Source organism: Sphingomonas zeae (assembly GCF_014197135.1).
Classification (GTDB): domain Bacteria; phylum Pseudomonadota; class Alphaproteobacteria; order Sphingomonadales; family Sphingomonadaceae; genus Sphingomonas; species Sphingomonas zeae.
On the sequence record NZ_JACIFA010000002.1, the window covers coordinates 107,797 to 119,723 of the forward strand.

Annotated in this window: 13 protein-coding genes and 1 riboswitch; of the genes, 9 read left to right on the forward strand and 4 right to left on the reverse strand. The window is 66.9% G+C overall.

Annotated features, from left to right (window positions below; all coding sequences use genetic code 11):
- The first annotated feature begins 30 nt into the window (after positions 1 to 30).
- Genes GGR45_RS03630 through GGR45_RS03640 form a run of 3 tightly spaced genes read left to right on the forward strand, consistent with a single transcriptional unit; the run spans position 31 to position 2,194 of the window.
- Positions 31 to 969 (forward strand): alpha/beta fold hydrolase, encoded by a 939-nt coding sequence (locus GGR45_RS03630; RefSeq protein WP_175312797.1) that lies wholly within the window; start codon positions 31 to 33, stop codon positions 967 to 969.
- Entirely contained in the window at positions 966 to 2,051 is a 1,086-nt protein-coding gene (locus GGR45_RS03635; RefSeq protein WP_175312798.1) for an NAD(P)/FAD-dependent oxidoreductase, read from the forward strand. Before GGR45_RS03630 ends, GGR45_RS03635 begins: the two co-directional genes overlap by 4 nt.
- Positions 2,051 to 2,194, forward strand: a complete 144-nt coding sequence (locus tag GGR45_RS03640; RefSeq protein WP_175312799.1) for a hypothetical protein — start codon at positions 2,051 to 2,053, stop codon at positions 2,192 to 2,194. Before GGR45_RS03635 ends, GGR45_RS03640 begins: the two co-directional genes overlap by 1 nt.
- Here the strand turns inward: GGR45_RS03640 and GGR45_RS03645 are convergent.
- From GGR45_RS03645 to ispH, 4 genes are all read right to left on the reverse strand, one after another.
- Positions 2,186 to 2,803: a hypothetical protein gene (locus GGR45_RS03645; protein ID WP_175312800.1), complete on the reverse strand. Its 618-nt coding sequence runs from the start codon at positions 2,801 to 2,803 to the stop codon at positions 2,186 to 2,188. The genes GGR45_RS03640 and GGR45_RS03645 overlap by 9 nt on opposite strands.
- A 97-nt stretch (positions 2,804 to 2,900) precedes the next feature.
- On the reverse strand, positions 2,901 to 3,350 hold the full coding sequence (gene rnhA, locus GGR45_RS03650; RefSeq protein ID WP_285138871.1) for a ribonuclease HI: 450 nt from the start codon (positions 3,348 to 3,350) through the stop codon (positions 2,901 to 2,903).
- Positions 3,347 to 4,300 (reverse strand): homoserine kinase, encoded by a 954-nt coding sequence (gene thrB, locus GGR45_RS03655; protein WP_175312801.1) that lies wholly within the window; start codon positions 4,298 to 4,300, stop codon positions 3,347 to 3,349. Before thrB ends, rnhA begins: the two co-directional genes overlap by 4 nt.
- A 3-nt stretch (positions 4,301 to 4,303) precedes the next feature.
- The gene (gene ispH / locus GGR45_RS03660; protein ID WP_175312802.1) at positions 4,304 to 5,260 is read right to left on the reverse strand and encodes a 4-hydroxy-3-methylbut-2-enyl diphosphate reductase; all 957 of its coding nucleotides are present in this window, start codon (positions 5,258 to 5,260) and stop codon (positions 4,304 to 4,306) included.
- Between the two features lie 91 nt (positions 5,261 to 5,351).
- Between ispH and GGR45_RS03665 the strand changes: the two genes are divergently transcribed.
- From GGR45_RS03665 to bluB, 6 genes are all read left to right on the forward strand, one after another.
- Positions 5,352 to 5,990: a hypothetical protein gene (locus GGR45_RS03665; RefSeq protein ID WP_285138870.1), complete on the forward strand. Its 639-nt coding sequence runs from the start codon at positions 5,352 to 5,354 to the stop codon at positions 5,988 to 5,990.
- 136 nt (positions 5,991 to 6,126) lie between these two features.
- Positions 6,127 to 6,235, forward strand: a riboswitch (glycine riboswitch).
- A gap of 164 nt (positions 6,236 to 6,399) precedes the next feature.
- Positions 6,400 to 7,575, forward strand: a complete 1,176-nt coding sequence (gcvT, locus tag GGR45_RS03670; RefSeq protein WP_175312803.1) for a glycine cleavage system aminomethyltransferase GcvT — start codon at positions 6,400 to 6,402, stop codon at positions 7,573 to 7,575.
- 2 nt (positions 7,576 to 7,577) lie between these two features.
- Positions 7,578 to 7,949 carry a glycine cleavage system protein GcvH gene (gene gcvH, locus GGR45_RS03675; protein WP_175312804.1) on the forward strand — a complete coding sequence of 124 codons (372 nt, stop codon included), beginning with the start codon at positions 7,578 to 7,580 and terminating at the stop codon, positions 7,947 to 7,949.
- Between the two features lie 189 nt (positions 7,950 to 8,138).
- Positions 8,139 to 9,497, forward strand: coding sequence for an aminomethyl-transferring glycine dehydrogenase subunit GcvPA (gene gcvPA / locus GGR45_RS03680; protein ID WP_175312805.1), 1,359 nt, complete (start codon positions 8,139 to 8,141; stop codon positions 9,495 to 9,497).
- Entirely contained in the window at positions 9,494 to 11,050 is a 1,557-nt protein-coding gene (gene gcvPB / locus GGR45_RS03685) for an aminomethyl-transferring glycine dehydrogenase subunit GcvPB (protein ID WP_175312806.1), read from the forward strand. Before gcvPA ends, gcvPB begins: the two co-directional genes overlap by 4 nt.
- 139 nt (positions 11,051 to 11,189) lie before the next feature.
- On the forward strand, positions 11,190 to 11,813 hold the full coding sequence (bluB, locus tag GGR45_RS03690) for a 5,6-dimethylbenzimidazole synthase (protein WP_175312807.1): 624 nt from the start codon (positions 11,190 to 11,192) through the stop codon (positions 11,811 to 11,813).
- Positions 11,814 to 11,927 lie beyond the last annotated feature (114 nt).

The window sequence follows — 11,927 nt, forward strand, 5'->3', positions numbered from 1 at the left end:
GGGGCTTTCGAAACCGTAACCGGGACATGGATGACCGATACCCTGTCCCTCCGCCGCAGTTTTCCGGCCGCCTCCGCCCTGTCGCGCTGGCACGCGCCCGACGGGTGGGAACACCGGCGTTTCGATTGGGCGGCGGAATCCCCCTGTGGGCGCTTGCTTTTCCAGACGGGCCGCGCCGATGTGATCGAGAAATATCTCGAGGTCTTCGCCCATCTGGTCGCACGAGGGTGGAGCATCACCGCGTTCGACTGGCGCGGGCAGGGGGGATCCGGGCGGTTGCTGGCCGATCCGCATGTCGGGCATGGTGGCAACTTCTCGATCCTGGTCGAGGATTTGCGTGCGTTCTGGGCGGGGTGGCGCGTCGAGGATGCGGCGGGCGAACTGCCGCATATCCTGCTGGGCCATTCGATGGGCGGCCATCTGGCTCTACGCGCCGTGGTGGAGGGGGCGGTCGATCCCGACGCTCTGATCCTGGTCGCGCCCATGCTGGGCCTGCGCCTGCCGACCGGCGCGCTGCTGGGTGCGGGGATCATCGGCCTGATGAACGCGCTCGGCCGGGCCGAGCGCGGCATCTGGGAGGCCAAGCAAGGACCCGGCCATCATACGCGCCAGCGCAATCTGACCCATGATGTCGAGCGGTTCGAGGATGAGGGCTATTGGTACACCCAACAGCCCGAACTGGCGCTCGGCCCGCCGAGCTGGGGCTGGTTGGCCTCCGCTTTGCGCTCGATCCGGGCGCTGAACCGCGATCCCCGGCTCGACCAAATGAAGGTCCGCACGCTGATGCTGATCGCCGAGGCGGACCGGCTGGTCGATCCCCGGGCGGCCATCGGCATCGCGAAACGGATCGGCGCACGGGTCGAGTGTTTCGGGCCGGAAGCAGCGCATGAACTGCTGCGCGAGGTCGATCCGGTGCGGCTGCGCGCCCTGGCGGCGATCGACGCTTTTCTGGACGGGGTGGCGGCATGATCCACGACGTCGCGATCGTCGGCGCGGGCATGGCGGGGGCGAGCCTGGCCGCCGCGATCGGCACGCGGGCGCGCGTCGTGCTGCTGGAGGCGGAGGACATGCCCGGCCGCCATGCGACGGGGCGCTCGGCTGCCTTCTGGTCGGAAACCTATGGCGGTCCGGCGGTGCAGCCGCTGACCACCGCCTCCGGTCCCGCGCTGCGCGAGGGAGGGTATCTGACGCCGCTCGGCTCGCTGCATGTCGGGCGCGCCGAGGACTTGGTGCGGGTCGAACGGTTGCTCGCCGATTTCGCCGGGAGCGGGGTGGAATTGTCGCGCGTCGATCCGGCGGCGCGCATCCCCGGCCTTCGCTCCGAATGGGTGCAGGGCGTCTGGGAGCCGAGCTGCGCCTATATCGACGTCGCCGCGCTTCACGCCGATTATCTGGCGGCGGGCAAGGCGACCGGGGCGGAGATCAGGACCAACGCCGGGCTGGTTTCCGCCGAACGACGCGACGGCGTCTGGCATCTGGAAACCCGCGCCGGTTCCTTCTCGGCGAGGGTGGTGGTCAACGCGGCAGGCGCCTGGGCCGATGACGTGGCGAAGCTCGCGGGTGTCGCGCCGATCGGCATCACCCCCTATCGCCGGACGATGGTGCAACTGCGCACCGATCCGCCTGTGCCGGAACGATTGCCGCATGTCGTCGACATAGCGGGCAATTTCTACTTCAAGCCCGAGGCGGGCGGTCGCCTGTGGCTGACCCCGCATGACGAGACGCCGAGCGTCCCGTGCGACATCGCGCCGGAAGAATGGGATGTGGCGGTCGCCATCGACCGGCTGGAAAAGGTGGTCGACTGGCGCGTCGAGGCGGTCGAGCGCCGCTGGGCGGGCCTGCGCAGCTTCGCCCCCGATCGTGCGCCGGTATACGGATTCGATCGACGCGTGCCGGGCTTCTTCTGGTGCGCAGGGCAGGGCGGCTTCGGTATCCAGACGGCACCCGCCGCAGCGGCGCTGGCGGCCGCACTGCTGTTGGGAGAGGGGGACATGCCTGAGGGGGTGGATGCGGAGCGTTATGGCGCGGACCGGTTCCCTGCTAGAGGATGATGGCCCTTTTCGAAGTAGAGATCATCATGGCGCACAGCTTTGCGATTGCGAAGAACAAGGCGCCCCCCAACGCCATCGAAGCGGTGCCGAAGAACGGCCCGATCGTACCGATCCACGAACCAGAACAAGGCGTGTCAGCGTAGCGGCCGGGGCATTTGCGCCGTAATGCGGGTGCCGGTGGGGTCGGGCGTGAAGGTGATAGGCACTTCGACATTCCGACCACAGGCCGCGATGATCCAGCTTTCGCGCCACGACTTGTGCGCGGCGTCGACGACGCCGTCATAACGGGTATGCCGCGCATGCGGTGTAGCGCAGTTCGGCGCGGCGGCTTTGGCGCCGAGCCATGCATAGCGCAAGGCGTCCCGCTGCAGGGCCAGATCGGCGTGGGTGTCGCCCGGTACGGCAACGATGCTGGCGATCTTTTCGTCAGCCTGTCCTTGGAAGAATATGTTGATGCTGGTGTCGTTGCCGCATCCCCGGATGGGGAAACTCTGTTTCCATGCGCCCGACACGGGATAGCCATCCTGCGCAAATCGAACCGGAGAGAGCACGGTTACGGTCGATCCTTGCGAAACGAGCGTAGGACAGCGCTGGAACACATCGGCGGGCAAGGCGGAGAACAGACGCTGGATATTCCCCTGATAGCCAGACGATCGGAGCAGAGCTTGAAGTTGAACTGACGGCTGCGGAGGGGCCGCCTCGCCGGGGGCGCCGATCCCAAAGGCGGTCGCAATGATAGTGGCGATCAGCAAGGCGATTCCCTTTATTTTCCGCCATGGGGCATAGCGCGAACCGCATGACAGTCGGATGGACCTGGCTGCTGATTTTCGTCATTTGCAGAGCGGATTGTTACTTCCGAAACGTATCCGCCGCGTCACTCGCCAGCCGGTCGGCCCGCTCGTTATCCGGGTGGCCCGCATGGCCCTTCACCCATTTCCATTCGATCTGGTGCCGCTCGGCGGCGGCGAGCAGGGCTTGCCAGAGTTCGGCGTTCTTGACCGGCTTCTTGTCGGCCGTGCGCCAGCCATTGCGCTTCCAGCCGTGGATCCATTTGGTCAGGCCGTCCATCACATAGCGGCTGTCGGTCGAGAGCGTGACGGCGCAAGGCCGCTTCAGGGCGTTCAGCGCCTCGATCGCGGCCATCAGCTCCATGCGATTATTGGTGGTCAGCGCCTCGCCGCCGGACAATTCCTTTTCATGCGCGCCCGAGCGGATCAGCGCGCCCCAGCCGCCGGGGCCGGGATTGCCCTTGCACGCGCCGTCGGTGGCGATCTCGACATGGGTCACTGGGGGCGTCACAGTCCGGCCTTTCCGTCGCGATAGGCGATATAGCGCCGCCAATAAGCGAGCGGGTCTTTCCGCGTCACCAGCGCGTCGGCGGGGGTGTTGAGCCAGTCCCAGGCGCGCGACAGGGCAAAGCGCAGGCAGGCGCCCATGGCGAGGCGCGCAAAGGCGGCACGGTCCTGCCCGGTCAGCGGGAAGTGGCGTTCATAGCCTTCGACCAGCGCCGCGCCGATGGCGGGGGCATAGGTTTCGCCGCTGGCGTCGAAGCTCCAGGCGGAATGCATGACGGCCAGGTCGTAGACCCGGTAATCGGTGCAGGCGAAATAGAAGTCGATCAGCCCCGTCACCCGGTCGCCCAGCACCAGCACATTGTCGGGGAACAGGTCGGCATGGATGACGCAAGCGTCGAGCGCCTGCGCGTCCCAGCCGTCCAGCACCGCGTCCAGCGCTTCGCCCATCGCGTCGTGCAGGCCCGGCTCGATCCGGTCGAGGTCGCGTCCGCATTGCTCGAACAGCGGCCGCCAACTGGCATGGCCCATCGAATTGGCGCGGTTCAGCGGGAAATCCGCCACCGCGCGGTGCATCGCCCCCATCGCCTCCGCCGCCGCCAGCGCCTGCGCCGGGGTCGGGTGCGACAGCGACACGCCGGTCAGGAACTGGATCAGACAGGCGGGGCGGCCCGCCAGCTCCTGGATTTCGACGCCCTGCCGGTCCTTGATCGCGGGCGGCACGGGCAGCCCCTTGGCCGCCAGATGATCGAGCAGCGCGAGGAAGAAGGGCAGGTCGCCCGCCGCCACGCGCTTTTCATACAGCGTCAGGATGAACCGTGCGGTCGTGGTGTCGACCAGATAATTGCTGTTCTCGACGCCTTCCGCGATCCCCTTGGCGGAGATCAGTTGCCCAGCGTCATAGCGTGCCAGAAACGCCGACAGCGCTTCGGCCGAAACCTGCGTATAGACGGCCATGGATCAGGCGGCCGCTTCCAGCCCGCGCGGCAGCTTGAAGGCGATCGTCTCGCGCGTCGTCTCTTCCTCGCGCTCGCTGACGGTAAAGCGCTCGGAGAGACGATCGACCAGTTCGCGCACCAGCAATTCGGGCGCGGAGGCCCCGGCGGTCAGGCCCAAGGTCTTCACGCCGTTGAGGAACGTCCAGTCGAGATCGGCGGCGCGCTGGATCAGCTGCGCACGCTTGCCCGCCCGCTCGGCCACTTCGACCAGCCGCAGCGAGTTGGACGAGTTGGGCGCGCCGATCACCAGCACCGCGTCGCACTCGGCGGCGATCGCCTTGACGGCGGCCTGGCGGTTGGAGGTGGCGTAGCAGATGTCCTCGCCGCGCGGGGCCAGGATGTCGGGGAAACGACGCTGCAATGCCTCGATGGTGGCGGCGGTGTCGTCGACCGACAGGGTGGTCTGGGTCAGGAAGGCGAGGTTGTCGGGGGCGGTGGGCGTGAACGCCTCGACATCGGCGACCGTCTCGATCAGCGACATGGAACCCTGCGGCACCTGGCCGAACGTGCCGATGACCTCGGGATGTCCGGCATGGCCGATGAAGACGATATGGCGGCCCATCTCGACCAGCCGTTCGGCCTGGCGATGAACCTTCGAAACGAGCGGGCAGGTGGCGTCGAGATAGTCGAGGCCCCGGCTCTCGGCATCCGCAGGCACCGATTTGGGCACGCCATGCGCGGAAAAGACGACATGTGCGTTGGCGGGCACCTCGTCCAGCTCCTCGACGAAGATCGCGCCCTTGGCCTTCAGGCTGTCGACGACGAACTTGTTGTGGACGATCTCATGCCGGACATAGACCGGCGCGCCGTGCTTTTCGAGAGCGAGTTCGACGATCCGGATGGCGCGGTCGACACCGGCGCAGAAACCGCGCGGGGCGGCGATCAACAGGTCGAGCGGCGGCTTGAAGGCATCGGTCATGGGCATGGCTCTACGCCATTGCTTGCGCGCGTCCAACCCGGTTCCTATGCTGGCGACCAAACCGTCATACCCTAGATAGGCGTCCCGACCTGTGAAAGCACCGATTCTCGTCCCCGTCGCCCTTGCGCTTGCTCTGGGCGGCTGTGCCCGCACCGGCGAGATCGACGCCTCGGGCGGCATCACCGCCGTCCGCTCGGCCTGTCCGGTCGTCGGCGTCGCGGCGGGTACCGGCGACATCACCCTGTTCAAGACGCCGGGTGCGACTGATGAGAAGTCGATCGACGTGGTCGCCAACATGACCAATGTCCGCGGCAACTGCGCCGATGCAGGCGCGGACATCGTGACGACGGTCGGCTTTACCGTCGAGGCGCGGCGGACCGATACGGCGGCGGCGCGCGACCTCATACTGCCTTATTATGTCGCGATCGTGCGCGGCGGCACCAATGTCGTTGCCAAGCGGGTCGGCCGCGTGAACGTGCATTTCGATGCGGGCCAGGCGCGCGGCCAGGTGGCGGGCGAGGCTTCCACGACCATCTCGCGGGCGGCCGCGACCCTGCCCGACGATGTCCGCGAGAAGCTGACCCGTCGTCGCAAGGCCGGGGATGAGGATGCGGCGGTCGATCCGCTGACCCAGCCCGAGGTCCGGCAGGCGGTGGCGAGCGCCAGTTTCGAGGCGCTGGTCGGATTCCAGCTGACCGACGCACAACTGCGGTACAACGCGACTCGGTAACTTCTTATTCGTCCCCTTGCAGGGTAGGAATATTGCCGGACAATCCACAAGATTGATCGCGCCGTCACCGTTCCCGATTGACTTGCCATCACCCGCCCGGCAGAGGCCACCGCGTCGATGCCGGACATATCCGGCATAGGCGCGCGCGGGAGAGCGTCGGGTGGGTCTTTCAGACCGGCAAAACCCGGCCGCCGAAGGAGCAACCGCCCCGGAATCTCTCAGGCAAATGGGACCGCGCGATCGCCATCGACACTCTGGAAAGCGCATCGGCGGTTCATCCCGCGCGGTGCCACCGAAGGGGTAAGCCGGAAAACCCGGCGAAAGCTCTCAGGTTCCGTGACAGAGGGGGATCGGATCGGGTAAGGACAGCCTCGTCCCTAGCCGACACCCTTTGACGGAGACCGGCCCCGTGAGTGACGCAACCGACCTGAATGTAGAAGACGCCCCCGAGGGTCAGGACATCATCCAGACGCTGCCGCTGGACGCATGGCATCGTGCGCGCGGCGGGCGGATGGTCCCTTTCGCCGGCTATGAAATGCCCGTCCAGTATGAAGGCATCATGGCCGAGCATCTCTGGACCCGCGAGTCGGCCGGGCTGTTCGACGTCAGCCATATGGGCCAGGTGGTCTTTACCGGCGACAATGGTCTGGCGCCCGTCATCGCCGCGCTGGAAAAGGTCCTGCCGGGCGACATCGCCGGCCTTGGTGATCGAAAGAACCGCTATTCGCTGCTGCTCAACGAAGAGGGCGGCATCCTCGACGACCTGATGGTGACGAAGCGCACATTGGATGGCGCGGAAGAACTGTACATGGTCGTCAACGGCGCGACCAAATATGACGACATCGCCTATCTGCTCGATTTCATCCCCGACGATGCGACGCTGAACCTGCTCGACGAGCAGGCGCTGCTGGCGCTCCAGGGGCCGAAGGCGGTCGATGCGCTGTCGCGGATCGTGCCGGGCGTCGAGGCTTTGGTGTTCATGACCGCCGCCGACTTCTCTTGGAACGACGTGCCGCTGTGGATCAGCCGCTCGGGCTATACCGGCGAGGACGGTTACGAAATTTCGATTCCGGCCGAACACGCGGCTGCCTTCGCTGACCTGCTCTGCGAGCAGGCCGAGGTAAAGCCGATCGGCTTGGGCGCGCGCGACTCGCTGCGCCTGGAGGCGGGGCTTCCGCTCTATGGCCATGACCTCGACCCCGAGACCACGCCGGTCATGGCCGATCTGGGCTTCGCGCTCGCCAAGAAGCGCCGGGAGGCGGCGGACTTCCTGGGCGCCGAGCGCATCCTCGCCGAGCGTGAGAACGGTCCTGCCGTCAAGCGTGTTGGCTTGACCGTCGCGGGTCGCCAGCCGGTGCGCGAAGGCGCATCGGTGGTCGCCGAGGACGGTTCGGTCATCGGGCGTGTGACCAGCGGTGGCTTTGCCCCCTCGATGGGCGCGCCGATCGCCATGGCCTATGTCCCTACCGAGCTGGCGACGCCCGGCACGGTCCTCAAACTGCTTCAGCGCGGCAAGACCCATGACGCCACCGTCACGGCGATGCCCTTCGTCCCCCATCGTTACGTTCGTTCAGGAGCCAAGTGACCATGAGCCGCTATTTCACCGAAGATCATGAGTGGATCGACGTCGACGGTGATGTCGCCACGGTCGGCATTTCCGATTACGCGCAGGGCGCGCTGGGCGACATCGTGTTCGTCGACGTCCCCGAGGAGGGCCGCGCGCTGTCCAAGGGCGACGAGGCCGCCGTGGTCGAGTCGGTCAAGGCCGCGTCGGACGTGTATGCGCCCGTCTCGGGCACCGTGGTCGAGGGCAATGCCCAGCTGTCCGACGAGCCGGGCCTGGTCAACACCGATCCGGAGGGCGAGGGCTGGTTCTTCAAGATCACCCTGTCCGACGCCTCGGAGCTGGACGGCCTGATGGACGAAACCGCCTACGCCGCGTTCGTCGCGAAGCTCTAACCTTCTTGCTCCCCTCCCGCAGGCGGGAGGGGCTGGGGGAGGGGGCTCGCTCTCCCCCGACCATCAGGCTTGTTGAAGCCGACTGCCCTCCCCCGACCCCTCCCGCCTGCGGGAGGGGAGAAGAAGGGAGCGGGCGATGACCCCTCGATCCGCGAGGTTTTCGGGGTGAGGGGCGGAGAAATGGAACGCATGCGCTACCTTCCCCTTACCTCTTCCGATCGGGCCGAGATGCTCTCGGTCATCGGTGCCGGATCGGTCGACGACCTGTTCGTCGACGTGCCCGAATCCGCCCGCCTGTCCGGCCCCATCGCGGGTCTGCCCAATCACGCCTCCGAGCTGGCGGTCGAGCGGCACATGACCGCGCTCGCCCGCAAGAACATGGTCGCGGGCGACGTGCCCTTCTTCCTGGGCTGCGGCGCCTATCGCCATCATGTTCCCGCCAGCGTCGATCACCTGATCCAGCGCGGCGAGTTCCTGACCGCCTATACGCCCTATCAGCCGGAAATCGCGCAGGGCACGCTGCAGATGCTGTTCGAGTTCCAGACGCAGGTCGCGCGTCTGCTCGGCACCGATGTCGCCAACGCCTCCATGTATGACGGCTCGACCGCCTGCTGGGAAGCGATCGGCATGGCCCGGCGCATCACCAAGAAGTCCAAGGCGATCCTCTCGTCGGGCCTGCACCCGCATTATGTCTCGGTCGCCAAGACCATGGCGAAGTACACCGGCGACACGCTGGAAACCGGCACGCCCGTCCTGACCGCCGAGACCGACATCGACCAGATGATCGCGGCGATCGACGGCGACACGTCCTGTGTCGTCGTCCAATACCCCGACATTCTCGGCCGCATCGCCGACCTGACCCCGCTGGCCGAGGCGTGCCACGCCAAGAAGGCGCTGCTGATCGCGGTCGTGACCGAGCCGGTCGCGCTGGGCGCGATCCGTTCGCCGGGCGAGATGGATGCCGACATCGTCGTCGGCGAGGGCCAGTCGCTGGGCGTCGGGCTTCAGTTCGGCGGACCCTATGTCGGCCTGATGGGCTGCAAGGATAAGTATATCCGCCAGATGCCCGGCCGCTTCTGTGGTGAGACGGTGGACGCGGACGGCAAGCGCGGCTTCGTGCTGACGCTGTCGACCCGCGAGCAGCATATCCGCCGCGAAAAGGCGACGTCGAACATCTGCACCAATTCGGGGCTGTGCGCGCTCGCCTTCTCGATCCACATGACGCTGCTGGGCGAGGCGGGTCTGCGCCGCATGGCGGGGATCAACCATGCCAATGCCTGCCGCGCGGCAGATCGCCTGGCCAAGGTGCCGGGCGTGAAGCTGGTCAACGACGTGTTCTTCAACGAGTTCACGCTCGATCTGGGCCGCGAGGCGCGGCCGATCGTGCGGACGCTCGCCGAGCGCGGCGTGCTTGCGGGCGTGTCGCTCGGCCGGCTCTATCCGGGTGAAGACGCGCTTGCGAACGGACTGGTTGTAGCAGTCACCGAGACGGTGACAGCGGAGGATATCGAGACGCTTGCCCAAGCGCTTGAGGAGGTGCTGGCATGACGATCAACCAGAGCGGCTGGAAGCCCACGAGCCCTGAAGCGAACACTGGCGACGTGCAGGCGACCTTTACCGGCAACCGCGCGCTGATGCTGGAAGAAAAACTGATCTTCGAGATCGGCGACAGCGAGACAACCGGCGTCGACTTTGCGGATGGCGATGTTTCGGGTTCGCGTCTCGGCAACCTGACCCGCAAGGATCCGATCGGCCTGCCGGGCCTGTCGGAGCCGGAGACGGTACGCCATTACACCCGTCTGTCGCGTCAGAATTACGCGATCGACCTGGGTCTCTTCCCGCTCGGCTCGTGCACGATGAAGCACAATCCGCGCCTGAACGAGAAGATGGCGCGGCTGGGCGGCTTCAGCGACGTTCACCCGCTCCAGCCCGTCGACACGGTGCAGGGTGCGCTGGAGGTCATTCACCAGCTGGCGCACTGGCTGGTCACGCTGACCGGCATGACCTCGGTCGCGATGAGCCCCAAGGCGGGCGCGCATGGCGAGCTGTGCGGCATCCTGGCGATCAAGGCGGCGCTGGAGAAGCGCGGCGAGGGCCATCGCAAGGTGATCCTGGTGCCGGAGTCGGCGCACGGCACCAATCCGGCGACGGCGGCGTTCGCGGGCTTCTCGGTCGAGGACATTCCCGCGACCGCCGATGGCCGTGTCGACACGGCGGCGCTGAAGGCGCGGCTGGGGCCGGACGTGGCGGGCGTGATGATCACCAACCCGAACACCTGCGGCCTGTTCGAGCGCGACCTGAAGGACATTTCCGACGCGGTCCATGCGGCTGGCGGCTATGTCTATTGCGACGGCGCGAATTTCAACGCCATCGTCGGTCGCGTGCGTCCGGGCGATCTGGGCGTCGATGCGATGCACATCAACCTGCACAAGACCTTCTCGACCCCGCATGGCGGCGGCGGGCCGGGTTCGGGGCCGGTGGTGTTCTCTGAGGCGCTGACCCCGTTCGCACCCCTGCCGTTCGTCGAGAAGACGGGCGAAGGCTTCCGCTTGGTCGAGGAAGAAAATGCCGACGACCATCACGCCGACAGCTTCGGCCGCATGGTCGCCTTCCACGGCCAGATGGGCATGTTCACCCGCGCGCTGACCTATATCCTCAGCCACGGCGCCGACGGCCTGCGCCAGGTCGCCGAGGACGCGGTGCTCAACGCCAACTATGTCCTGCGTTCGTTGGAGAACACGCTCGACGCGCCCTTCGCCAAGAGCGGGCCGTGCATGCACGAAGCCATCTTCTCGGACGAGAATCTGGCCGAGGGCTTCTCGACGATCGACGTCGCCAAGGCGCTGATCGACGAGGGCTTCCACCCGATGACCATGTATTTCCCGCTGGTCGTTCACGGCGCGATGCTGGTCGAGCCGACCGAGACCGAGTCGAAGGCGGCGCTCGATCAGTTCATCGGTGCGCTGCGCTCGGTGGCGGAGCGCGCCAAGGCGGGCGACCCGTCGCTCAAGACCGCGCCGCACTTCGCGCCGCGCGCGCGCCTCGACGAAACGCTGGCCGCGCGCAAGCCCGTGCTGGTGTGGAAGGACAAGGCGGCCTGATCGATCGTTCCCCCGCGCCGTTGCTAATGGATGGCGCGGGGGACGACATCAGAGCGCGGTAAACGGACGAATGCCGTCCAGAAATCGCCCCCCCGACGCGCGAACCGAGCAGGATGTTCCGGACCCGAAGGGGAAGGGAATGCGCTTTGACGAAACTCAGGCCGCGACGCTGGAGACCATCCTGCGCTGGCGGCGGGATGTCCGGCACTTCCGGTGCGACCCCGTGGATGAAGCGGTCCTGACCAGGCTGGCCGAAGCGATGGCGTTGGCCCCATCAGTCGGCAATGCGCGGCCCTGGCGTGTGATCCGGGTCGAGGACGCGGCCCTCCGCGCCGCAGTCCGCGCCAATTTCCAGAAATGCGACGAAGCGGCGGCGGCGGATTATGCTGACGAACAGGCGGTGGCCTATCGCGCGCTGAAGCTCGCCGGGCTGGATGCCGCGCCAGTGCAATTGGCGGTCTTCACCCATATCGATCCGGCGGAGGGCCATGGCTTGGGCCGCCGCACCATGCCCGATACACTGCGCCAATCCACGACGATGGCGATCCATACGCTATGGCTGGCGGCGCGCGCGGCCAATCTGGGGATGGGGATGGTGTCGATCCTGGACCCTGCCGCCATGGAGCGGATCTTCGCGGTGCCGGAAGACTGGGCCTTCACGGCGTATGTCTGCCTTGGTCATGCGGAGTGGGACGACGACACACCGCTGCTTCACCGGGCCGGTTGGCAGGAGAATGCGCCGACGCGGTGGGAGGTGCGCTGAAAATCCTCCCCGGCGCGGGGAGGTGGCAGGCCGGGGGCCTGACGGAGGGGCGCTTCCGCATGGGACGTCCCTTGCCGCACGCCCCCTCCACCATGCTGCGCATGGTCCCCCGCC

What these genes read in the sequence shown, in the direction of transcription:
- GGR45_RS03630 (WP_175312797.1), top strand. Translation starts at nt 31, where the DNA reads ATGACCGATACCCTGTCCCTCCGCCGCAGTTTTCCGGCCGCCTCCGCC.
- gcvPA (WP_175312805.1), top strand. Translation starts at nt 8,139, where the DNA reads ATGCGCTACCTTCCCCTTACCTCTTCCGATCGGGCCGAGATGCTCTCG.
- thrB (WP_175312801.1), bottom strand. Translation starts at nt 4,300, where the DNA reads ATGGCCGTCTATACGCAGGTTTCGGCCGAAGCGCTGTCGGCGTTTCTG.
- gcvH (WP_175312804.1), top strand. Translation starts at nt 7,578, where the DNA reads ATGAGCCGCTATTTCACCGAAGATCATGAGTGGATCGACGTCGACGGT.
- GGR45_RS03640 (WP_175312799.1), top strand. Translation starts at nt 2,051, where the DNA reads ATGGCCCTTTTCGAAGTAGAGATCATCATGGCGCACAGCTTTGCGATT.
- gcvPB (WP_175312806.1), top strand. Translation starts at nt 9,494, where the DNA reads ATGACGATCAACCAGAGCGGCTGGAAGCCCACGAGCCCTGAAGCGAAC.
- GGR45_RS03635 (WP_175312798.1), top strand. Translation starts at nt 966, where the DNA reads ATGATCCACGACGTCGCGATCGTCGGCGCGGGCATGGCGGGGGCGAGC.
- ispH (WP_175312802.1), bottom strand. Translation starts at nt 5,260, where the DNA reads ATGACCGATGCCTTCAAGCCGCCGCTCGACCTGTTGATCGCCGCCCCG.
- bluB (WP_175312807.1), top strand. Translation starts at nt 11,190, where the DNA reads ATGCGCTTTGACGAAACTCAGGCCGCGACGCTGGAGACCATCCTGCGC.